This is a genomic window from Aporhodopirellula rubra (genome assembly GCF_014192335.1).
In the GTDB taxonomy this organism is placed as follows: Bacteria; Planctomycetota; Planctomycetia; order Pirellulales; family Pirellulaceae; genus Rhodopirellula; species Rhodopirellula rubra.
The window spans coordinates 1-23,000 of sequence record NZ_JACHXU010000026.1; the positions used below are offsets into that span (position 1 = coordinate 1).

The following is a 23,000-nucleotide window of genomic DNA, read 5'->3' on the forward strand; positions in this document are numbered from 1 at the left end:
CTTCTGGCATCGCCGAGGCCAAAGAAACGACGGCTTCCGCCATCGACGTCGCAACACCAAAATCAAAGAAACCTAACAAACCCTGTCATGCACCCTGGGTGTGCGGTTGCCGTTTTCAGCAGGTTTATTCACCGATTGAGCGATTTCGCCGCTCAAATGTAGAGGTAAACGACAATTGAGGCATTGGTCCAAGAGTCAAACCGGCTCGCTGAGGTTGCAAATTTCAGACTCGCGGCCCACCCCAGCGGACTCGGTGTGTCCAGATCAGATGGTAGATTGAGCCACTCAATCGCATTGGATGGTTCCATCGGTCCGGCCAATTGCGTTACATTTTTCCTCCGTTTGGTAGCTCTCGATGTCGATCCGCACGATCACACTGTGCCTGTTGTCTCTGGCCATGACCGCAGCTATCTCGCGTCCAATGGCGGCGCATGAAGATGCTCTGGGCGAGCGAATTCAGTTGTCGATGAAGTCCGCGATCACGCATGTTCAACCGATGACTGGGATCGTTTTGTGGACGGACAACCCCAATGTGAACACCGATGCGGTGCAATTGGAGTTTCGCTACTGCGGTTACAACGAAGTCGTTCGTCCAGACGGAACGTATGACTTTTCGATGGTTGATTCCGTATTAGATGGGGCTGCGTCGAGGAATCATCAATCGGTGTTGCGTTTTTACTTCGTCTACCCCGGAAAGAAGACAACCGTTCCGGAGTTCATCCGCGAGCGACCCGACTACCGGGAAACGGTGGCGAAGAGCGAAGGTAAAAAGACGCACTTTTGCGACTGGAGCAACGAGGCGTTGCAGCAATTCACGCTCGATTTTTATCAACGGTTTGCGGATCGATACGATGGAGATCCGCGGCTTGCGTATCTAGAGACGGGTTTCGGTTTGTGGGCGGAATACCACATTTACGACGGACCGAAAAAGTTGGGTGTTACCTTTCCAAGCAAGTCTTTTCAGGACCGGTTTCTTCGGCATCTTGATTCGTGTTTTACGAGTGTTCCCTGGATGGTCAGCATCGATGCCTCCGACCCGCGATACTCTCCGATCGAAGGTGATGCTGAATTGTTGTCACTCGGTTTCGGCGTTTTCGATGATTCGTTTTTGTGTAAACAGCACGCAAACGAAAATGAGAACGATTGGAAGATATTGAACCTGGACCGTTGGAAACATTCGCCCGGCGGTGGTGAATTCAGCTATTACACCAACCACGATCAGAAGCAAGCGTTATCGCCGCAAGGTCCTCACGGGATCAGTTTTGAGGATGACGCTCGCAAGTTTCACATCTCGTTCATGATTGGTAACGATCAAGTGAAGTTTCAATCGATGGAACGAGTGAAGGCGGCGGGGATGGCCACGGGATATCAGTTTCGAATCACAGGTGCCCGGCGGATTGGTGCAAGCGTTGATTTACGAGTCACTAACGAGGGTGTCGCACCGTTGTATCGGGATGCCTACTTTGCGATCAACGGACATCGATCAACGCAGTCGTTGAAAGGTTTGTTGCCCGGAGAGTTCATGAGCGTGAAGTTGGCGGACCCCAATCACGCAGCCGAGCAACAATTGGTGATCGAGTGTGATCACATTCTTCCGGGGCAGGAAATTCAATTCGCTGCCGACCTGGACTGATGCGGATAATGTCGATGGCATGTCGCCGGGACTGTGTTCCGATTAATGGTCTGGAACGATGTTTGCGGTGATGTTGGTTTCCACCGGCGCCCTACAGCGTCGAGGGGCCAGGGGATAAACTGCTCCTGGTGAGATCGGCATCACTTGCACCGCAATCTCATCGTTGTATTCCCAAACCGAATTTCACGTCGTTTCGACGCTGCTTACTTTACTCTCCTTCTAACTCGACGATTAACCCATGGTTCGAACCGCTTCGACAATGATGCCGCTAGGCACCGCCGCTCCTGACTTTTCACTTCCTGAAACCGATGGAGACACCGTCTCGTTAGCAGACTTTAAAGATAACAAAGCTCTGTTGGTGATCTTCATGTGCAATCACTGTCCGTACGTCAAGCATGTCGCCGAGCAGTTAAAGTTGCTGACGGATGAGTACATGCAGCACGGAGTCGGCGTGGTGGGCATCAATAGCAATGATATCGCGACGTATCCCGACGATGACTTCGACGCGATGAAGGCGGAGAAAGCGGAGCGAGGATACGCATTCCCGTACGCCCTCGATGAAGATCAATCGGTTGCGATCGCTTATGGTGCCGCCTGCACTCCCGATTTCTTCCTCTTTGATGCCGACCATCAACTGGTGTACCGCGGTCAACTCGACAGCAGTCGGCCGAGCAACGGCGAGGCGGTGACGGGCCTCGATCTTCGTGCGGCTCTGGATGAGACGCTCGCCGGTCGAACGGCAACGCTCGAACAGAAGCCGTCGATCGGGTGCAACATCAAGTGGAAGAGCGGAAACGAACCGGGATACTTCGATCCCAAAGGCAGCGGCTACTAGGGCATCTGCCGGAGCGTGACTTCGGTTCGATATCGTTTTCCGTCACGCAGGATCACCATGTCGAGTGGCTCGTCGGTGGGAGCCATGCCGACGCGAGCGACGAGATGATCGTCGTCTTCGATCAGGCATCCGTCGAACTGCAGAATGATGTCGTTGTTCTGCAGTCGGGCGGCTTCGGCGGGCGAGCCCGCTCGCACGTTTTTGACGCGGGCGCCGCCAAATTTCAGTTCTTCGTCTCGATAGTACCCCGAACCGCTATCGGGACTCAGTTTCATCGACGCGTACTGGCCGGAGCTGGTCGGAAATTCAGCAGCCGCAAATTCCGGATCGAGCGTGACACCGAGGTAGCCACGGCGGAGTCTGCCGTGAAGGATCAATTCTTCGGCGACTCGTGCCGCCATGTTGATCGGGATGGCAAACCCGATTCCCTCGCTGCCGCCGCTGCTGCTGGCGATGGCTGTGTTGAGTCCGATGACTTCGCCACGCAGGTTCAACAACGGACCGCCGCTGTTGCCAGGATTGATTGCGGCATCGGTTTGAAAGAAATCTTGGAGATCGATGCGTTCTTCGCCGAGCGAGAGGTCACGTCGACCTTTGGCGCTCATGATGCCGAACGTGACCGAGTGGCTGAGTCCGAAGGGACTGCCGATGGCAATCACGAAATCACCGATTTGCACGCCGTCGCTGTTGGCGATTCGTGCGGCCGGGGGCATGCGATCGGGTGCCGGCATTGGGCGTCGGCCGGAGTCGCGAGACCGAAATGGTGCGGTGGTAAGCTTCATCACGGCCACATCGGTGCTCGCGTCCATCAAGATTTGATCCGGTGCCCATCGTCGCCCGTCGCTGGTTCGCATGACGATTTGATCGATGGAGGCCCCGTTAATGACGTGCCGGTTGGTGAGAACCCAGCGATCGCCCGCGATTTCGAGAACGACACCGCTGCCGGCCTCATCGTACGATTCCGCGGTGGCTCCTTTGCCTGTCACCTTGTGGGCTTCGATATGGATCACGCTCGGTTTGACGAGTTGTGAGACCCGTCGGACGAGGTTCCCCAATCGGTCGAACTGTGCGACTTCTTCGGCGAGTTCGTTGAAGAGACGCTCACGATGAGCATCGATTTGCCCACTCGACGGCATAACCCCAAGGCTCGCACGCGGCGGAGCGGGGGAAGCAGGGTACTGGGAAGACCGAGCGATGGGGCCGGTTCGCGATATCGGTGCCGAGCTGTCTTGGGCCGAGGCAATTCTCGGCATCAAAACGAGTGCGGAGAGCCCTATTGCGGCAAAGAACACCGATTTTGTCGGTGAAATTGTCGAATATCCGTTGTTCGTTCGGTTCCAGCTCGGCATCGAGACCCTTTCCTTCAAAAATGACCCCGACTCTCATTCGGAGCCCGGACGCCAGATTGTAGGCATCGTCCACGCCGACGGACCAGCTTTGAGATTCGGCGACGTTGAGTCACGACTGCGAAAACCCGTTTAATCGGACCGCCAAAAAGGCCCGGTTGCGCCGATTGTTCTTGAAATAGCGGTGATTTCGGTTGTTCTCGTTGAGACGGATATTTATCCTCTACTCTTCGATCTATGCGCTCCGAGGCAACGTTCGTATTTCGTTTGAGAGAGATACGTCCCATTTGACGGGATGCAAGACCGTACTCATTCGTCCATTTGTTTTGGCCACAATTACACTTTTTAGCTGGTCATTTCATGGGGTTATCTGGACTCTGTGTTGGTGGCTTTTGGCGACCACGCTACGGGAATCATTGGAATCATTTTGCATCATGAAACGCTTCAAATCGAACACTCTCCGTAATTGGTGGTTAGGTGATCGCAGGGATCATGCCGCCTCCTCTTCATCGACTTCCGCTCGGCGACGGAATCTCGCCCGATCGATCGGACGGTCAGGTCGACGACTGGCCGAAAACCGGCGGGTGCATGTCGAGAAACTGGAAGCCCGTGACCTGTTGGCGGTCGTCAGTGGTGAGGTTTACATCGACACGAACCAAGACGGATTGCGTCAGGCAGGCGAGGTCGGGGCCGCCGACGTCCGCGTTTACGTGGATCAAAACACAAACGGGCGGTTGGACGTTACCGAAACGTCGACGAGAACCGATGCGGACGGATTCTATTCGTTCCCATCCGTTGCAGCAGGCAACCACGAAGTCCGCTTGGCACCCTCTCCTGGATTTGTGCAGACGGCGCCCGCACTTACCTTTGGTTGGAATGACACGGTTGTTGAAGACAGCAACGGCGAGTTCTTTCGAGCCGCTCAGTTGTTTCAAGTGGATCTCGACGGCAACGTTGAATCGATTGGGCAACCGACCCGGAATCGGATGGATGGTCTGGTACGGGTCCGAGATGATTCATTGATCGGTATTGATACCCGTTCGAACGAAGTGTTCAACGTGAACCCTTATTCGGGTGAGCGAATCCGGATTGCCGAATCCAATTTGGATCTCGTCGGTGGTTTGGCTTACGACCGCGTTGGTAACACGGTTTACACGTTGGTCCGGGGCAGTACGGGATCATCCACACGTACGCTCGCTCGCCTGGACGTTAATACGGGTCAGGCGACTGCCATCGGAGGCGGTTATGAAGGTCTCAATAATGTTACCGATCTTATCTTTGATGTGAGCAATCGTCGTGTCGTTGGCTTCGACAATAACGACGATGAGTTCTTTGCATTTGATCTCAATGGCGCTGGGCGAACATTGGGGCGGTCCGTCGTGACGACGATCGATGCGGATACCGGTCGGTCGGTTGAGACCGGCCATATCGATGCGGATTCGATGGCGCTGGCAACCTCCGAACAACTCGTCGATGTTCTTCCGGGCGAACCCGTCGCGACATCGACTTACGTTTGGATGTTTGACGCGGATGACAATAACCGGACGTCCACGCTGCTCGTCGAAATCCCCGATTCGTTACCCAACGTGGTCGAAACGGCCATCGTGATGAGTTCGATCAATGTCAGCGAACCGGTGCGTCCGGTCGCGTTGACACGCAGCGCTGTCGGGAACAATCCACGAAACGTGTCATTGTCCCCGTTTGAATCTCTCGGTGGCGTGAATTTCGGGATCGCTCCCGATGTGATCGGATTTCGGGTCACACCGAGCAATCCGTTGACTGGGCCGGGGGCCTTAAGCCAATCTGGTGTGACGGTGGTTGGTGGAGCGATCGGATCCGATTTTGTGGAGATTACTCTCAACCGAGAACCGACGTCGAACGTGATCCTGGACTTAAACCTCGCGAGCGATCTCGGTGGCGAACCGGGTGTTGTTTTGGACGTCAATCGATTGACGTTCACTCCCGACGATTGGGAGGTTCCTCGACGAGTCATGTTGTCTCCGGATCCGAACAATCTTGTTGCGGTCATCACTCCGAGCGTACTGACGGTGACGGTCGATGCCCCGAACTCAGACGTGGCATGGCGAAACCTTGCTGACCAAACGTTGCCCGTCCGCGCTCTGCCGGAAGTCAACCCGGAGCAATTCACAACGCCCGTGATCAGCGAAATCTTGGTCGAGGGCTGGGCGTCGTTTGATGTCAACGATTCGACGGATCAGTACATCGAGTTGCGAGGACAGCCCAACGAAGTTTTGCCTGCGGGAACTTACTTCGTTGTGATTGAGGAAGCGTCGAGTCGGTTGGGGCAGGTCAACACGGTGATCGACCTGAGTGGGCAGTCATTTGGTTCCAACGGTTTCCTCGTCTTGCTCCAAGCCGGTCACACCTACACTCCTGCGTTTGGTGCCAATGTCTTAGTCAGTGATGAGTCAGGATTTAACGGATTGCCGGGCGGGATCTTCTCGAGTTCACAGGCCAACGGAACCATCGATACCCTGTTTAGTAACTCGAGTTATTTCCTGGTCCAATCGGATGCCGCACCCGTGGTCGGGTTGGATATCGATTCTAATAACGATGGCTTTATTGATCCGACGAGTCCCGCCGTCAACTGGAATACGTATGACGCGGTCGCGATGCACGACTTCAGTTTCTATGACGCGTCGTATGCGCCAATCGTCTTTATCGAGTCATTTTCGAATCACCATCGATCGGTTACCACCAACAGTCGCGGTCAGACGATCGTGCTATCGGATGGGTTCGGATACGTCGGCCGGATCGGGGATTCCATCGGCAGCGACGAGACCGATTGGGTCTATGGGGCGATGCAGGATGTTGAGCCTGGATTTTGGGGTGGCGAAAGCGATCCGAGCGGACTGTTCGAATTCCATGAAGAGCATGTTTCCTATCCAGCATTGTTTGACCATGCGTTGGACCACATCGGCGAGAGCAACTTTGTCGGTGGCGTGCGTGGACAGATCACATTGCTGCCATCAGCCGGTGATATCCTCGATGGTATTTCCGCTGACACGCGTTTGCCTGCTGAAGGTGTGACGGTATTTGTCGATACCAATGGAAACGGTGTTCGTGATGACATCGTGAAGCTGATTGAGCCGAACGAGTTGGTGCAATCGTTTGACGCTAATAACCCGCTGCCACTCGACAGTGAGTTTCCTCTGACTCAGGAATTTGACGGTGTGACGATCTCCTGGGATCGGCTCAATGGTGCGTTTGTCACCGACGACATTGTTTCGTCTCGTCAACGGATTAGTGGCTCGGTCGTCGGAAACCGCATCTTCTCGGCGGGACCGTTCGACACGTTTTTCAGCTCCAATGACACGTTGCGATTCGATTTCTTTCAACCCATTCGCTCGGCCTCGATTGATGTGATCAATTGGTCCTCGAGTGAGTTTTCAACCGTCTACGGACGGCTCGATGCGTACAACGCGGATGGAGAGTTGGTCGCGACATCGTTGAGTTCGGGGGTTACTGGTACACGTCGCAGTACCGTGACGGTCTCAGCGCCGGGCGAACAGATCGTTCGCTTGCAAGCCTACGGTGAGAACACGAGCGTGAGTTTTGACACGTTGCGTTACGTTCAACCGGAAGCCGCCGCAGTCACGGATGAGAATGGGATCTATGAGATCAGTGGCCTGTTCCCTGGAAGCTATGAGCTTGCGGTTTCGGGAACCGTTGAAGTTGCGAACTTGCTCACCGAGGCAACTATCCCGTTTGATATTTCGAAGTACGACAACTACTTCTTTGAAAGTGAGTTCCGACCCAATACCGTTCCGACGATGCCGGGCGGCGCGGACGTGTTGTTTACGATCGATGAAAACCCAGCGGTCGGGACCGTGATTGCCACGGTCGATGCGTTCGATGCCGACAACGCAGGATTGACATACGAATTTATCGGTGGCGATAGCACCGGGCTCGAACTCGTTCCGTTGCCCGATTTTACGGCGGAAATTCGTGTCGCAGATGGCGCGCAGTTGAACTTTGAGGCCGAACAAGAACGCATTCTCTTGGTGCGAGCGAGTGACGCCCTCGGTGCGAGTGTTACCGCCCGTGTCACGCTGCGTCTTCGTGACATTAATGAACCACCGGTGGCTCCCAATAACGAACTCGCTGTTCCTGAAGGAGCGATAGCGGGACCCGTCACGGGAACTGTGATCGGTCGGATTGATGCCGTCGACCCTGATGCCAATTCGAACCAACAACTCACCTACACGATTATTCCGAGTACGCCGGAAGATCCATTTGAACGTGACGCGTCGCCTTATTTCTCCGTCCATGAGACCTCAGGCGTGGTGCGGCTGATCGCCCCGTTGGACTTTGAGACGACGGACTTCCTCGTATTGCGGGTTCAGGTCGACGACAACAACTCGGTCGTTGGGCAGACTCGTGGGATTGCGGTGGTCGAGAAAATCATTCGTATCTCCGACGAGAACGACGCTCCTCAAATCGTCAACAAGTCCTTTACCGTGGCCGAGTCTGCAACGGGAGAGTTGTTTACTCTTGAGGTGAACGATCCTGACCAAGGACAAAGTCATCGCTTTACATTGCTCGAACCGCATCCCGCGTTGGAAGTGACGTCGGCGGGGAAAGTCATTTTGAAAACGGGGAAGACACTCGATTTTGAAACCGCACCCCAAATCGTGTTGACTGTTTCCGTTAGCGACAACGGAAGTCCCGCACTCGCGACGACGGAGATCGTGACGATCAATGTCGAAGATGTGAACGAACCTGCGGTTCTGTCTCGAACTGACAACCAAAACAGCCCAACGAGTGAAAACCAAGCGGGTGTGCTGATCACCACGTTGAGTTTGATAGACCCTGAAGGATCCCACAGCGATTACGCGTTCGATATGTTGCCGGGGCCGAGTTCCAAACTGTTCGTGTTCACACCAGAGACCGGCGAGTTACGGCTCGCCGATGGTGTGGCACTCGATTACGAAATGGCTCCCGTGCATGAGTTGACGTTTGAGATTTTTGATAGCACGGGAGAGCTCGCCACGACGACGCAAACGTTCCGCGTGTTGGTCAACAACATCAACGAAGCGGCTTACGTGATCACAGATCGAATCTTTGTTTCCGAAGTGCCACGGCCGGGTGATCGTGTTGGTCGAATTCGAGTGGCGGATCCTGATCGAGGAATCCCTGGCACCCAACTTTCAATTCAATTGATTGGTGGTACCGCTCAACCGTTCTTCGAATTTGAGTCGGCTGCTAACACGCCTGAGAAACCGCTTTCGCAGATCGATCCGTTCTTGTTGAAGGTGCGAAGCGATTTCGATTTCGCCGCATTCAGAGCGATCGATCCGAGTCTGTTGAAATTGCAAGTCAGTGTGTCCGACGGAAACAGTTCGACGACTGAGCCGATCGATGTGAAGATCGAACTCAACGATGTCAATGAGCCGCCTGTTCTCAATGCAAACGCATTGGCGTCGATCTTTGGTAGCCGGCGAATCACGATCGGTTCGAAGTTCGAGATTCAAATTCCCGAAAACATTGCGGTTGATCCCGAGGGCGAAAGCTTCTTGCTGCGTATTGGTAAGAGAGTCCGCGATGCCAACGGCGATTTCGTCTTGGATGAAGACCAGAAGGTGAAACTCGAATTACCGTCGTGGCTTTCCTTCAATCCGGAGACACGGATCCTGACGGGCCGTCCCGGTGCTGGTGTTGCCAATGAAGACCTCGAACTAACCGTTCGGGCGTTGGAGTTTGGTCCGTTCCGGTTGTCAAACGATTTTGATTTCCAACTCACCGTCTCCGCGTTGACTAATCCGAATCGAACGTTCGACGTGAACGATGACGGTGTTACCAGCGCGGTCGATGCACTGCGGATTATCAACTTCCTCGTTAAAAACGGTGGTCAGACAGCCTCATTGGACAGTCTGAGTGATTCGCCGGTGTATCTCGATGTTTCGGGTGACGGTTTGGTCACGTCGCTCGATGCGTTGCAGGTCATCAATGAACTGAACCGGTCGGCCGGATCCAGTACCGCTCCGACATCAGAACCAATTGAATCATCCGATTTGGAATTTTCGGGAATCGCTGATCGTGATGGGACGTGGTTGAACGAAGATCAACGTCGTCGTGAGGACGCGATCGATCGCGTCTTGGGTGATTCGAATTTGTTTTAGAACGTTCTGAGTTCCGTGACGGTTCCATTGTTCGGAGCCGACCCCGTTTTGCAGGACAGCTATCTGATATCTGTTGATGCATCCGCATGATGTTCGAAAGAGAATGATGACTACACCTTTTCGGCCCATTCTGTTAGTGGCGTTGAGTTTCGCTGCCATCGCCCCTTCGGTTGGGAACGCGCAGTCATCCCATACCATTGGGCGTGCTGAAGTTTTCGATGAGCGTTTTGAAAACTACTTCTCACGCGACGCAAAATTCGAAGTGCTTGCCAGCGGGTTCACTTGGACTGAGGGACCGTTGTGGGTACCTCCGGGCGCAAAGGTGGATGGTTGCGAATCGGATCGCGGTTGTTTGCTGTTTTCGGACATTCCTCGGAACACCATTTTCCGTTGGCGTCCGGGACAAGGGGTGGACGAATTTCTGTCTCCGAGCGGTTATACGGGCCTCGCGTACTATGGACTCGAGCCTGGCAGCAACGGATTGGCACTCGACCCGCGCGGTCGGCTAGCGATGTGCGAACACGGTGACCGGCGAGTGTCCGTGCTCACGATCGGTGGTGGGAAGCGAACCTTGGTTGATCAGTATCAAGGTAAACGTCTCAATAGTCCCAATGATTTGGTGTTCGACTCGGACGGCAACCTCTATTTCACCGATCCGCCATACGGATTGCCTGATCGCGAAAATGACGCCCGACGTGAACTCGAACATTGCGGCGTCTATCGGCTTACTTCGGCGGGCGAATTAGACCTGTTGACGACTGAGTTAGTGCGTCCCAACGGGATTGGATTATCACCGGATGAGAAAACGCTTTATGTTGCCCAAAGCGATGGTCGGCGTCCCGTATGGGTGGGATATCCGATCGAAAGCGATGGGAAGCTCGGTCCAGTTCGCGAACTTGCCAACGCCAGGCAATACATGAAGGAATTCCCGGGGGCACCCGATGGATTGACCGTACACTCCAGTGGTACATTGCTAGCTAGTGGACCGGGCGGCGTTTATGTGATCACCGCTGCAGGGGATGTAATCGGTCGGTTACTCACCGAGGGCCGAGTCAGTAATTGTGCTTTGGATGCCGATGAAAAATGGTTGTACATTACCGCCGATAAGCAACTGTGTCGGATTCCGCTACGGTAGCAGGTATTCGTTATGTTGACCGATCGGTTCGGAAGGATTCATCGCAGTCTACGCATCAGCGTGACCGATCGTTGCAATTTGCGCTGCACTTATTGCATGCCCGAGCACACACCGGACTATCAACCTCGGAGCGAGATTCTAACGTTCGAGGAGATTGTGCGATTCGTCAAAGTCGCAGTCAGCCTTGGCGTCGACGATGTTCGGTTGACTGGAGGAGAACCTCTTGTGCGTTCTCAATTGAATCTACTGGTTCAGAAACTCAATGAGATCGAGGGCCTCCGCAAAATTTCTTTGACGACCAATGGCGTTTTGTTGCAGGATCAGCTCGCCGAGTTGGTTGTAGCGGGGCTTCGTCATGTGAACGTCAGTTTGGATGCCTTGGATGAAGAATCGTTTAAAGGTGCGACCCGACGCGGCGGTTTAGACAAAGTGCTCGGCGGGATCGATGCTGCTCAACGAGCTGGGATGGTTGTTAAAGTCAACTCGATTGCGATGCGAGGTTTGACCGATCACCAAATCGTTGCATTCGGTGAGTTTACCCGTCGAACGGGAATCCCGGTTCGATTTATTGAATTCATGCCGCTGGATAGCGACGGTAATTGGAACACGTCGGCGGTGTTGTCGGGTGCTGAAATCGTTGAAATGTTCTCGAGCCAGATCCGACCATTGGTGCCAATCGAACGAAACGGTTCGTCTCCTTCAACGGACTACCGGTTCGATGATGGTATTGGAACGGTGGGAGTGATCGCGTCGGTGTCGAAGCCGTTTTGTGATTCGTGCGATCGATTTCGATTGACCGCAGACGGACAACTACGTAATTGTTTGTTTGGCCAAGACTCAGGCGATGTACGTGCACTGTTGCGAGGCGATGCGAGCGATGAATCGATTTCGCAGATGATCCAGTCGGCGGTCGCCACGAAAAAACGCGGACACGGTACTGATGACCTGACGTTTTTACGTCCGTCACGCCCTATGCATGCGATCGGAGGATAGCGATGCGATCCACATCGACGAACAACGAAATCATCGGTGAATTGCAGGTGCTGGTGTTTGGGCCGCAAGCGAGGACGGTTGGAACCGATCGAATGAAATTGGGAAAAACTAAATTTCCAATAACAGCGGACGCATTGATGTCGCGGATTGTTGAGACTTACCCCAATCTCTCGTCGTCCATTGGCGTGAGTCGTCTCGCGGTCAATCACGAATTTGTTGAATCCAATTCATTGATCAATGCTCAAGACGAGGTTGCGTTGGTTGGTTTGATCAGTGGTGGTTGAGATGGAAAATCAATCCACTGATGCGACCGTTCGTGTGCGTTTGTCTCGCGGGCCGATCGGTTTGGCGAACCCAATCATGTTGTCGCAATCGCAAACCGCGATCGCTGGCGCGGTGATGACGTTTCGCGGTTGTGTCCGTAGCAGCGAGGTCGATCAGGATCGTGCGAGCAAGCCGATTCTCGGATTGGAGTACGAAATCTACGAACCAATGACCTCACGTGAACTTCATCGATTGGCGGTGCAGTTTGCAACGAAATTTGGTGTGATTGCGGTCGATGTCGAACACAGTTTCGGCTTCGTCGAGAACGGTGAATGCTCGTTCGTTTTACAGGTCGTTACCTCGCACCGTCGTGAAGCGATTGCGTTTATCGATGAATTCATTGATGCGATGAAACGACATGTGCCAATCTGGAAAGTGCCTCGTTGGGGTGAGTGCGAGTTGAGTTCCTAGACCACGGCACGCTGTTTCCAAAGATTCATTGTGAGTCGAGTGTGTGATCGTGGCACGGCGCCGCACGACGTGTTACAAAGTTTGTTCAGAACGTGATGGTGTTCGTTGCCATTGACTCTCCTGTTTTCGTGTTGAGGGGGATAAAGAGATGAAATTGGATGCAGAGTTTGTGAACTCACAGGCGCCCAATGCTGCGGCGATTAACAACGGTCGTAGTTTGGTGGTCAAAGGCAAGTTCGTGGCACTGCACCGGAGCGAAGACGATACGCTTCTGTTTGGAGAGTGTAGTGGGAGTGGACGTACGAACTATCAATGCTCGTGCGATTTCGCGCGGCCGACTCAGCCGACCTATCGCTGCAGTTGTCCGTCGAGACAGTTTCCGTGCAAACATTGTCTTGGTCTGATGTATGCCCATGTTGACGGTAAGTCGTTTGCCGTCGCGGACGTGCCCTCCGATTTGGCGGAGAAACGAGAAAAATTGGCTCAGCGGAAAGAGGCATCTAAATCGGCGAAGCCCAAAAAGGTCAATGTGACGGCGTTGAAGAAGAAGATTGCCGCTCAATTAAAAGGGCTCGATCTACTCGAAGCACTGACCTTTGATTTGGTATCCAAAGGCATGGGGGCGATGAACGCGAAGTCTGCACGATTGGTTCAAGATCAGGCCAAACAATTGGGCGATGCATACTTGCCGGGAGCTCAAACAGCGTTGCTCGCGTACACCAATCTTTTTATCGGTGACAACGGACGGTTTGATGGTGAGTTGCCACCGCAGAAACGCGAGTCGGTCTACACGGATGCTCTGGATCAGCTGACACGCTTGTCTACGTTAGTCAAGCATGGACGCCAAGTTTTGGAGGCACGACTGGAGGATCCCAGTTCACCGCCGCAAACGGATTCGCCGATCGCCGCGTGGCTCGGGCATGCGTGGCAGTTGCAGGAACTGCGTGACGCGGGTTTGGTTCAGCGTGACGTGGAGTTGGTGCAACTCGCGTTTCACAACTATGACGACGTTGCGCGGAAGGAATTTGTGGAAACCGGAATTTGGATGAATCTGAATACCGGTGCGATACAACTCACTCAGAACTATCGACCCTATCGAGCGGCGAAACACATTCGCGAGCAAGACAGTTTCTTCAAAGTCGCGAAGATTACTGAATTGTGTGTCTATCCAGGAAAAACGAATGTCCGCATTCGTTGGGACGAGTTTGAGCAGAGAGAATTGACGCCGGATGATCTGCGGGTGATCCGCTCGCACGCGGTGGACCGTTTCGAGCAACTCGTGAAATCAATTCGTGCGGATTTGAAGAACCCGCTTGCCGATAAACGACCCATCGTCGCGATTGGGTTCAATCGAATGGGAACACTGCAGAACGGCGACCTTGTAATCGAAGATGAGGCCGGTGATCGCATTGTCATGACAGAGTCTGGTCTTAAGGAAGAACCGCCAAGTTGTCATCTAATGCCAATGTTGCCAACCGAATTGACGAGCGGGCAGGTGATGATCGGTCGTGTTCACCAAGATCTCGACAACAAGACTCTTAAAGTAAAACCACTGTCAATCGTGACCGATCGGCAAGTCTTCCGTCTGACACTATGACATTGAAATGTCATCAGAAAATGGGCGGTGAATTTGGAGGGGGCGCGGGTGCTTTAGTATTGACGTCTGATTCTTTGACACGCTTGACCCAAAATTTGGCAACCGATTGAACTTGGCGGAGCTGTTGTACTTCTGCTCCATCGGATTTTGATTTCATGTCGTCGTGGAGTCGACTAAACCAGTCGGCGTTGTCAGATTGTTTTTCCAGTTCCGAGGCGAGCTGATTGTGTTCCGGCGTAGCGAGATACCGTAAACAGGACTTGAGCGTGTGGGCTGCTGTTTTGAAGGTTTTGGCATTTCCGTCAGTGGCCGCGCGATCGAGTCGTTGAATTAGATCGGGGACTTCCATTGTGATGGCGTCGCAAACAGATTCGATGGTGGATTCGTCTCCGCCACAGTGTTTTGAAAGCCTGTTACGCCATTCATTTTTCGGTTCGTCGTCCAACAGTGAGTCCGTCCTGAGGGGTGAGAGAGGAGCCGGTTGACGTGGTTCGGTCACAACCGACGTGGAAACAGGAGTTGGTTTCGATGCTGCAGAAGCGGAAGCATTTTGGGCAAGCTGAGTTTTCACCACGCGCTGAATTTCGACCAATAACGGTTCCAGATGAATCGGTTTGGTGACATAGCCGATCATACCGGCGTCACGACACATCTTTCGGTGTTGGTCGGTAACGTGAGCCGTCAATGCGATGATCGGTGGAATGGGACGCCCGAGTTGTTCGGCGAGTTGAATGAGTTCCGCAGTGACTTCCGTGCCGTCCATTCCTGGCATCTGCAAATCCATCAACACGCAATCGAACGACTCCCGCTTGAAATGGGCGATAGCGGATTTTCCACCATCTGCGGTCGTGACATAGTGACCGGCGGATACCAGTTGGTCGTGAATGACCAATCGGTTTGTCGGGCTGTCGTCGACGACGAGAAGGTGAAAACGATTCGCGACATCGTCTTGGGGGACTCTGGATTCGTTTGATGCGGATGATGTCGTAGGCGACGCGGAATCTTGAACGAGTGATGCAACACGGTTCGTTTTGAGGTTGCCGATGGTATTCACGCGGGCCGTCTGACGAAGCGGTTGTCCCACCAACCAACGCCGGAGTTCGTCGGGATGGACCGGTTCGATGATAATCGTGTCTTCTTTTTTAGCTCGTCGGGGAGCGGATTCTCCGGTCCGAGTCAGCCACAGCACTCGGTCGTTGGTCTTGCGAGCACGAACTCGCCACGCGGCGTCGGCGGATTGGTTCGTAAGGACCCAGGCGATGGGTTGTGTGAGATGGTCCGAACCTGCACCCTGCTGCGAATTTTGACCCGCGAGTGATGAGACTTCGTCGGGACGACACGTTTTCCAACCGTCATGGATGAGCGTTTCTCTGATCGCATTTTCAATGGTTTCGTTGTTAACCGAGACGACCACTGCTGGTTTAGTCGGACTGTCGTCTTGATTCGATCGTGAGGGCATCTCCAAAACGTTGCCGATCCGTTTAGGAATCCATCGTTTGGCGGGGATGGATTCTTCGGCAAGCTTAAGCCTCATTTGAACATGAAAGCGACTTCCCACACCGACTTCGCTTTCCAGTTTAATTCCGCCACCCATCCGTTCAGCGAGACCACGTGCGATCGCGAGTCCGAGTCCTGTGCCCCCGAACTGTTTGTTCGTTCCGCGATCAGCTTGCTCAAAGGCGTCGAAGATACGTGCTTGGTTCTCGGGTGCGATACCGATTCCGGTGTCGATGATGGTAACTTCAAACAAACGTGTGTTTTCGTCGGAATTCGTATCACTCTCGGCACGTCCCGGCAGCGAGAGGAATCGGTCACGAGATGATTGGTGTTCACGTGAGGACGCCTCAACGGTTTCGTTCTCGGCCATCGCGAGTCGAAGGCTCACGAGCCCCTTCGGGGTGAATTTGATAGCGTTGCCCACGAGATTGACGATGATTTGTCGAATCCGTTTGGGGTCGGCGATCACCCGACGTGGCATCTTGGGATCAATAGAGAGGCACAGCCGAACGGGTTTATCGGCAACACGAATGGCGAGACAGCCGAATGCGTCACCAACCGTTTCATGGAGATCGATGGGCGTCGGGTCGATGGCGACGCGGCCGGCCTCAATTGCGGAGAAATCGAGAATGTCTTCGATCGCGTCGTGCAGCAGTTCGGTGTTCTGCGCGATCAAGTTGACGTATCGCCGCGCGAGTGCGGGCAGCGTTTGCGAGGCTAACAGTTCGGTGAGTCCTCGGATTCCTCCCAGGGGCGTTCTGAGTTCGTGAGAGATGCCAGCCATGAACTGAGTTTTGGTTCGGTTGGCTTGTTCGGCGACCGCTTTGGCCTCCCTCATCGCCTCGAATGCTTGTTGCTGCAAGGTGATGTCACGAATAATGACTGCCCTCCCGTCTCGATCACCGAGAGGGATCGGGTGGATCGACACTTCACTGTCAAAGGCGACTCCGTCGCCACGTCGTAGGCGGAGTAAGTGTCGTTGGGTGAAAGGCAGCGTCTTCCATGTCAGCTTGTCCTGTTGGAGATCACTCTGCGTATTTTGCGGTTGTTCAGTTGTTGCGACCGGCATGATTAGGTCTTCGAGTGGTCGGCCAACCAACCTTCCCCCACCGGCCTGCAGCAGTGACATCGCGGCAGGGTTGGCTTCCATAATGACGCCACGGTCGTCGACCAAGAGCACCGCGTCGCCGGCGGCATCGAACAGGGCACGCTTTCGCGTCTCGCTGTTTTGCAGTTCCATCGCGCCACGATGCTTTTCGGTGACGTCCCAAAAGATGGCTTGGATCCCGATGCATCGACCGTGTTGGTCGTACTCAGGCGCTTTGAAGACTTGAACAAATCCGGTGCGCCCGTCCACACCCGGATGTTCTTCGACTTTGTCGACATGCAGTCCCGTTGTCATGACGTTGAGATCGTCGGCGCGATACCGGGCGGCGAGCGCGGGGGCGTAGAGATCCGCATCGGTGCTGCCGATCACCTCGATCGGTTGCAATCCGAGTTCTTTGCAGAACGGGTCGTTTGCGTAGGTGAAGACGCCTTCGGAGTTCTTTCGGGCGACCTGCAAATGCATCCGGTCCATAATAGACTGAAACGTGGTTTCGCTTTGATCGAGCCGGTGCTGAGTCGCTTGACGGCGGGCGACTTCATCGCGAAGTGCGTGGTTGACCCGTGCGACCTCTTGAGATCGACGACGGACGCCTTGCTGTAGATATTGTTGATGTTTCAGTCGCAGTCTGAGGCGGCTACGCAAATACACGTGAAAATAACCAGCCGCCATCAACGCGAGCAGTGTCCACAGTCGAACGGGATCAAAATAGAATTGGTTGACATTTGGAGACGTGGGCTCCACCGGTGCTGCGCCCCAAAAAACGCTTAGCATTGAGCCGTCGAGAATGGGACCGTAGATCGCGTGCCACAATCCAGCGAGCACAACCGCGGTCGCTTGGAGCGCCGTAATGCGGGTAATCACACGGCGATGCAGAAACCGCCATATCATCGGCAGGAAGAGCAGGTGAAGGACGCAGAGTCCCCAACTCGGCGGGGCCGCGATGTCAGCTAGCATCAACACTACAATGGATAACATCCACCACAGCGGCCGTCGTTTTTGGAGGGTCAGCGTTTCGGGAAAACTCTTCATAGGACCATTTCAATCAATGCATATCCGAGCCAGATCGTGAGTCGCCGGTGGGATAGAATCACACCAGTTTACCAGACGATCACCGAACGCAAGTTTTCCTTTCATTCTCAATTTTTCTCTGACCGTCAACTGTTTCTATGAGAACGACACCTCCCTTGGTTCAGTCAAAACTTTGTTTCATCGGCATTCTGACGCTCTTGATTTTTGCTGTTGGTGAAGAATTCGCGATCGCCGAGCAACCCTCCGTCATGGCTGCGCCCTCCTGGCCGCGGTTTCTCAACACGGATTTCAGTGGTACGGCAAAGATGTCGGTGAGCGTCGCAGACGGCGTTGCGAACTGGCCGTGGGGAGATCCCCCCCAATGTCGCTGGAGTCTTTCGGTGGGGGAAGGGTACGGACTTGGTGTGATTGATCGTGGAGCCTATTTTCACTTCGACGCACACGAGGGCAAAGAACGTTTGCGGAGAATTGACATGCGAAACGGTCAGGTGCTCTGGTCACAAGAAAACGAATTGAACTATCGCGATTTGTACGGATACGAATCAGGGGCGAGGTGCAGTCCCACGATTGATGGAGATCAAATTTTCACGCTCGGGGTCGCTGGTGCGTTGACAGCGAGAGACGTTGAAACGGGCACGCAACAATGGCGAATCGAAACAAACCAACGGTACCACGTCGTCCAGAACTTCTTTGGAGTCGGCTCGGCTCCGTTGGTGAATGGGGATGCCGTGATCGTGATGATCGGTGGCAGCCCGATTGCCGACCAGGCCATTGCGCCCGGACGCCTGGATCGGGTGTCGCCCAACGGATTGCTTTTGGTCGCCTTTCATCGAGATACCGGTGAAGAACTCTGGCGATGCGGTGATGACTTGGCCAGCTATAGCAGTCCCAGAACCATGCAGATTGGCGATCGTAAATGCGTGTTGGTTTTCGGACGAGAGTTCCTGCACGTCATTGATCCTGTCGAAGGAAAGAGCCTCGGCAACGTTCGTTACCGCGCCGACATACTCGAGAGTGTCAATGCCATGGTGCCGGTTGTCAGCGGACAACGCGTGCTGGTCAGTGATTGCTATGACCTCGGTGCCTCTTTGTTTGAGATCGAGCTGGATCGTGGTGAAGCGACGTTTCGATCGGTGTGGCGTGATCCGGAGGGGCGTCGCCGTGATCAATCGCTGCGATCACACATGTCGACGCCAGTTCTTCAGCAAGGTTTTTTATATGCGTGCAGCGGTCGCAACGCGCCCGACAGTGACTTTCGGTGCGTTGATTTTGCGACAGGCAAGGTTCAGTGGACCGCGATGGAACGTCGGCGGAGTGCCGCGACACGGTTGGGCGAGGTGCTGTTGGTGCTGAAGGAAACCGGGACGCTCCATGTTGTCCGTTGTACCCCTGTCAGGTTCGACGAAATTGCAGTTTGGAACTTGGACGAAGCGTCCGGAGATGGGAGTGCCGATCGGCCCGCCATTCGGTACCCGTGTTGGGCTGCACCGATTATTGCGGGTGACAGTGTGCTCGTTCGCGGGGACGAGACGGTGCTGTGTTTGAAATTGCCGACGTCGTAAAAGTTAAGCCGTCGCGCCCAGCGAAACTTCAATCTCAACGGGGCAATGGTCCGATCCGAGAATGTCATCGCGGATCGTTGCCGCGGAAACTCGCGGCATGAAACGACGAGCAACCCAGAAATAGTCCAAACGCCATCCAATGTTCCGTTCTCGGGCGTTGCTGCGATAGGTCCACCACGTGTATTTATGCGGTGATTGGTCGTAGTATCGAAGTGAGTCGATAAAACCTGCTGCTTCGATCGAACTCAACCCGCTGCGTTCTTGATCGGTAAATCCGGCATTCTTGCGATTGGCTTTTGAGTTCGCGAGATCGATCTCGTGATGGGCACAATTGAGATCGCCACAGAAGATGACCGGCTTACGACGATTGAGTTTTTGCAAGTAAGCCAGAAAGTCGGCATCCCATGTTTCGCGATAATCCAACCGTGTGAGTCCACGTTGCGAATTGGGTGTGTAAACGTTGACCAGATGGAAATCGTCCCAGGTTGCTGTGATCACGCGTCCTTCTCGGTCGTGGTCCTCGATCCCGATTCCGACGGTGTGCTTCTTCATCGGCAGTCGAGTCCAGATCGCGGTGCCGCTGTATCCAGCTTTCTCGGCACAGTTCCAGACCTGTTGGTATCCGAGTTCATCCGCCCAAGAGGTGTCGACTTGTTCGGGACGAGCTTTGGTCTCTTGCAAACAAACGATGTCTGGCGTGTCGCGTTCGACGTAGTCGCGGAATCCTTTGCTCATCGCTGCGCGGATGCCGTTGACGTTCCAGGAAACGATTCGCAGGTTCGATTGGGAGGAAGCCGGTGTTGGTTGCGTTTTGTGCATTCGTACTATTGGGTGCGTTCATCGATGCAGGGTCACGGTCGAGTGAAAACGAACTTTTAACTCGCGCTCTGATGCAGAGCGAAGCGTTAGGTGCGTTGAAAAACTCGACCGAACAGAATTTTCGCACTACCCTACGGGGTTGGGACGATTGGTGCTACCAAGCCTGGATTGGCAGCACCGGCGGCGGCCGCAAATACATCGATTTGCCCCGAAACGAGCTGGTCGCCTGGAGGCAATACAAAACGACCAACGCCAACACCCTGCATGTTGACGTCTTCGATTTCGTTTGGACTTGTGCCGGTTCGATCAATCGCGATCGATTGGATTCGCATGCGATGAACGACGACTTCGTATCGTACTTCGGGAGCGATCGCGACACGGCTTTCTCGTTGTACCGCGTTTCCGAGTAAATCGATGGTTTGATACAGATCGATGCGAACTTGGCCGGCGTCTCGCGGAAGTCGGACACGCTGACTGCCGCCCGGTTCGATGCGATACTGCGGTTCACGACCCGGATGGCGTGCGTCGGTTAATGTGACGATGAGTGTTTCGTTATGCGTGTTGAGGAACTCGATTTCGACCGGTGGCAAATTGCCCTCATCGACAATACGAGATTCGATGACAGTCGATTGAGGTCGGATATTGGAAAAACGTGAGATAGGGTGTGGCGATGTCAGTCCGATGGAAGGATTGATCGGACCAACACTTAATGTCGTGCCGCTCGAATAGTATCCGCCAACGTAGGGGCCACCACCATACGGAACGATAGCCGGGTAAGGGCTCACACCGATGGGCGGCGGGCCGAGTGGTGGCGCCAACCAAGCATCCAAGTAGGGAGCAAATCCACGTCCGCTACCGATCGGGCGAACCGATACCGTCGCGGGAACGAATTGCGGATAAGGGGTGTTCAGGTCGGCTCGTTCGACGGGGCCGTGACCACTGCGAGGGAAACGAATGATTCGATTGAGAGTGAGGTTGTAAAAACCGAGATAGCGTCCACCGGGAAGGTCGTACTGGTGAGCCCGCTGGTAGAAGAACCGATCGCCCGTGTTTTCAATGACGGTCAGTCCTTTTCGTGACACGTCGACAAACCCGGTTACATTGCCGTATCCATCGACCATTTCGAGATCGGCTGCCGAGGTGGGTTCGACCGTGAGTACCACGGAAAAACACGCCAAAAGAAACACGAGGGAATGATTCATTCGGCACATGACGATGCTCACTTTTCAAAACGAGGGAATCTGGTTTATGACCGATCATCTCCCGAATTGTAACGCACGTGCATTGTCATTCATCTCAGATTTGCATTTTTAGCAGTCTGAAAACACCACATCTGCGACGCGTGCGGCCACCTCATCGACAGTTCCTTCGGCGGAAACCACCGCCCCGCGTCCTCCCGTGTGCGGCAGTTGTTCGAGGAACGCGGAGCGAACACGATCGAGATATTCCGGTCCTCGAGATTCCATTCGATCGGTCTCGCCACCGAGTCGTGCGAAGGCTTGGTCCACAGGCAGATCAAGTAACAATGTTAAATCCGGACAGATGCCGCCACATGATAAACGACCCATTTGCCATAACAGTTCCGGTGTAACGTCTGGTACTCCTGCAGCATCGTTGGTGCTTTGGTAGACAACGTTGGCCAGCAGGAAACGATCCGAGATTACTGTCTTTCCGGCATCCAATGCCGGCCTCAAAATGGTTTCAACCATTTCGCAACGACTCGCCATGAACAGCATCGCTTCGGTACGCCGGTGCATCGGGAGTTCACCATCGAGCAAGATCTCACGTAGCCGCAATCCGATTTCGGTGGAACCGGGATCTCGGACGACGAGCACTTCACGACCGTGCTCGCGAAATGAATCTGCGAGTCGTTCAATTTGGGTTGTCTTCCCGACTCCGTCGATTCCGTCAAACGAAAAGAAATAGGGGATACTCATCGGTTCGATCCGTTTGGGGCAAACTGCTGAGTCGCGGGGTTCGAGAAGCCATCAGGTCCCCCGACAATCGGCAGGTGCTGATAGCTTGTAACGACCCAGCCTCCACCTACGGCTTCAGGGTTGTTGTCCCTTTTTTCGAATGTCAACAAGAGGCGACGTGGGACACGTATGTCCTGCATGCCACCGCTTCGGCTACTGACTTCGACTTTCACGATCATATCGACATCGGCCTGTTTGGGCGATGTTTCCTCGATCACTCTGATGCTACGGATACTCCCCACATCGGCTTGGCTGAAGATCCATTGCGGCAACTCGAGAGCGGCCTGACGGCGCGTCGCTTCGTCACCGATCACCGCCAGTGCTTTCTCGTGATCGTTCGCCTCGACCGCATCCGCCGTTTGACGGATTAGCATTTCAATCTGTTCGCGATCGGTAACCCAGTTTTCGGAGACGAACCATGAAACCGGGACTAAGAGAGCGATCACCAATCCCAGGATTGCGAGTTGCTTCTTTCCCGTTTGAAGCCAACCGAATAGGAGTCCTGCAGCGAGCACCGAGAGCATCAATGCGGTGATCAGAGGGCTTTCAGCGATCAGCTGTAACATGTCGTTTTCCGATAGTGGGGATACGA

The 23,000-nt window shown here is 54.2% G+C and carries 15 protein-coding genes; 9 read left to right on the top strand and 6 right to left on the bottom strand.

Annotated elements, in window-relative coordinates; all coding sequences use genetic code 11:
• Positions 1 to 355: 355 nt before the first annotated feature.
• Positions 356 to 1,633: a DUF4832 domain-containing protein gene (locus FHS27_RS25605; RefSeq protein WP_184308433.1), complete on the top strand. Its 1,278-nt coding sequence runs from the start codon at positions 356 to 358 to the stop codon at positions 1,631 to 1,633.
• Positions 1,634 to 1,871: 238 nt separating this feature from the next.
• Complete coding sequence (locus FHS27_RS25610) at positions 1,872 to 2,468, top strand: thioredoxin family protein (protein WP_184308435.1); 597 nt, start codon at positions 1,872 to 1,874, stop codon at positions 2,466 to 2,468.
• Here the strand turns inward: FHS27_RS25610 and FHS27_RS25615 are convergent.
• Positions 2,465 to 3,604 carry a S1C family serine protease gene (locus FHS27_RS25615; protein ID WP_009099509.1) on the bottom strand — a complete coding sequence of 380 codons (1,140 nt, stop codon included), beginning with the start codon at positions 3,602 to 3,604 and terminating at the stop codon, positions 2,465 to 2,467. The two genes, FHS27_RS25610 and FHS27_RS25615, sit on opposite strands and share 4 nt — an antisense overlap.
• A gap of 644 nt (positions 3,605 to 4,248) precedes the next feature.
• Between FHS27_RS25615 and FHS27_RS25620 the strand changes: the two genes are divergently transcribed.
• From FHS27_RS25620 to FHS27_RS25645, 6 genes are all read left to right on the top strand, one after another.
• Positions 4,249 to 9,957, top strand: a complete 5,709-nt coding sequence (locus FHS27_RS25620; RefSeq protein WP_184308441.1) for a cadherin domain-containing protein — start codon at positions 4,249 to 4,251, stop codon at positions 9,955 to 9,957.
• A 103-nt stretch (positions 9,958 to 10,060) separates the two neighbouring features.
• Positions 10,061 to 11,092 carry an SMP-30/gluconolactonase/LRE family protein gene (locus FHS27_RS25625; RefSeq protein WP_246420929.1) on the top strand — a complete coding sequence of 344 codons (1,032 nt, stop codon included), beginning with the start codon at positions 10,061 to 10,063 and terminating at the stop codon, positions 11,090 to 11,092.
• Between the two features lie 12 nt (positions 11,093 to 11,104).
• Positions 11,105 to 12,085 (top strand): GTP 3',8-cyclase MoaA, encoded by a 981-nt coding sequence (gene moaA / locus FHS27_RS25630; protein WP_184308443.1) that lies wholly within the window; start codon positions 11,105 to 11,107, stop codon positions 12,083 to 12,085.
• Between the two features lie 2 nt (positions 12,086 to 12,087).
• Complete coding sequence (locus FHS27_RS25635) at positions 12,088 to 12,369, top strand: MoaD/ThiS family protein (protein ID WP_184308445.1); 282 nt, start codon at positions 12,088 to 12,090, stop codon at positions 12,367 to 12,369.
• A gap of 1 nt (position 12,370) precedes the next feature.
• Positions 12,371 to 12,820, top strand: coding sequence for a molybdopterin synthase catalytic subunit (locus FHS27_RS25640; RefSeq protein ID WP_184308447.1), 450 nt, complete (start codon positions 12,371 to 12,373; stop codon positions 12,818 to 12,820).
• Between the two features lie 148 nt (positions 12,821 to 12,968).
• Positions 12,969 to 14,417, top strand: a complete 1,449-nt coding sequence (locus FHS27_RS25645) for an SWIM zinc finger family protein (RefSeq protein ID WP_184308449.1) — start codon at positions 12,969 to 12,971, stop codon at positions 14,415 to 14,417.
• 13 nt (positions 14,418 to 14,430) lie between these two features.
• Here FHS27_RS25645 and FHS27_RS25650 read toward each other — a convergent pair whose 3' ends face one another.
• Positions 14,431 to 18,051: a hybrid sensor histidine kinase/response regulator gene (locus tag FHS27_RS25650; protein ID WP_184308451.1), complete on the bottom strand. Its 3,621-nt coding sequence runs from the start codon at positions 18,049 to 18,051 to the stop codon at positions 14,431 to 14,433.
• 137 nt (positions 18,052 to 18,188) lie between these two features.
• Between FHS27_RS25650 and FHS27_RS25655 the strand changes: the two genes are divergently transcribed.
• Complete coding sequence (locus FHS27_RS25655) at positions 18,189 to 19,613, top strand: outer membrane protein assembly factor BamB family protein (protein WP_184308453.1); 1,425 nt, start codon at positions 18,189 to 18,191, stop codon at positions 19,611 to 19,613.
• A gap of 3 nt (positions 19,614 to 19,616) precedes the next feature.
• Here FHS27_RS25655 and FHS27_RS25660 read toward each other — a convergent pair whose 3' ends face one another.
• From FHS27_RS25660 to FHS27_RS25675, 4 genes are all read right to left on the bottom strand, one after another.
• Entirely contained in the window at positions 19,617 to 20,432 is an 816-nt protein-coding gene (locus FHS27_RS25660) for an exodeoxyribonuclease III (RefSeq protein ID WP_184308455.1), read from the bottom strand.
• Positions 20,433 to 20,563: 131 nt separating this feature from the next.
• On the bottom strand, positions 20,564 to 21,634 hold the full coding sequence (locus FHS27_RS25665) for a hypothetical protein (protein WP_246420931.1): 1,071 nt from the start codon (positions 21,632 to 21,634) through the stop codon (positions 20,564 to 20,566).
• A 108-nt stretch (positions 21,635 to 21,742) separates the two neighbouring features.
• Complete coding sequence (tmk, locus tag FHS27_RS25670) at positions 21,743 to 22,369, bottom strand: dTMP kinase (RefSeq protein WP_184308459.1); 627 nt, start codon at positions 22,367 to 22,369, stop codon at positions 21,743 to 21,745.
• Positions 22,366 to 22,974, bottom strand: coding sequence for a hypothetical protein (locus FHS27_RS25675; RefSeq protein ID WP_009094462.1), 609 nt, complete (start codon positions 22,972 to 22,974; stop codon positions 22,366 to 22,368). Before FHS27_RS25675 ends, tmk begins: the two co-directional genes overlap by 4 nt.
• Between the last annotated feature and the right edge of the window lie 26 nt (positions 22,975 to 23,000).

Bases quoted from the DNA above. Each gene is read 5' to 3' on its own strand.
- FHS27_RS25605 (WP_184308433.1), top strand. From the start codon at position 356: ATGTCGATCCGCACGATCACACTGTGCCTGTTGTCTCTGGCCATGACC.
- FHS27_RS25645 (WP_184308449.1), top strand. From the start codon at position 12,969: ATGAAATTGGATGCAGAGTTTGTGAACTCACAGGCGCCCAATGCTGCG.
- FHS27_RS25625 (WP_246420929.1), top strand. From the start codon at position 10,061: ATGATGACTACACCTTTTCGGCCCATTCTGTTAGTGGCGTTGAGTTTC.
- FHS27_RS25675 (WP_009094462.1), bottom strand. From the start codon at position 22,974: ATGTTACAGCTGATCGCTGAAAGCCCTCTGATCACCGCATTGATGCTC.
- FHS27_RS25610 (WP_184308435.1), top strand. From the start codon at position 1,872: ATGGTTCGAACCGCTTCGACAATGATGCCGCTAGGCACCGCCGCTCCT.
- FHS27_RS25660 (WP_184308455.1), bottom strand. From the start codon at position 20,432: ATGCACAAAACGCAACCAACACCGGCTTCCTCCCAATCGAACCTGCGA.
- FHS27_RS25650 (WP_184308451.1), bottom strand. From the start codon at position 18,051: ATGAAGAGTTTTCCCGAAACGCTGACCCTCCAAAAACGACGGCCGCTG.
- FHS27_RS25615 (WP_009099509.1), bottom strand. From the start codon at position 3,604: ATGCCGTCGAGTGGGCAAATCGATGCTCATCGTGAGCGTCTCTTCAAC.
- FHS27_RS25635 (WP_184308445.1), top strand. From the start codon at position 12,088: ATGCGATCCACATCGACGAACAACGAAATCATCGGTGAATTGCAGGTG.
- FHS27_RS25640 (WP_184308447.1), top strand. From the start codon at position 12,371: ATGGAAAATCAATCCACTGATGCGACCGTTCGTGTGCGTTTGTCTCGC.
- tmk (WP_184308459.1), bottom strand. From the start codon at position 22,369: ATGAGTATCCCCTATTTCTTTTCGTTTGACGGAATCGACGGAGTCGGG.
- FHS27_RS25655 (WP_184308453.1), top strand. From the start codon at position 18,189: ATGAGAACGACACCTCCCTTGGTTCAGTCAAAACTTTGTTTCATCGGC.
- moaA (WP_184308443.1), top strand. From the start codon at position 11,105: ATGTTGACCGATCGGTTCGGAAGGATTCATCGCAGTCTACGCATCAGC.
- FHS27_RS25620 (WP_184308441.1), top strand. From the start codon at position 4,249: ATGAAACGCTTCAAATCGAACACTCTCCGTAATTGGTGGTTAGGTGAT.
- FHS27_RS25665 (WP_246420931.1), bottom strand. From the start codon at position 21,634: ATGAATCATTCCCTCGTGTTTCTTTTGGCGTGTTTTTCCGTGGTACTC.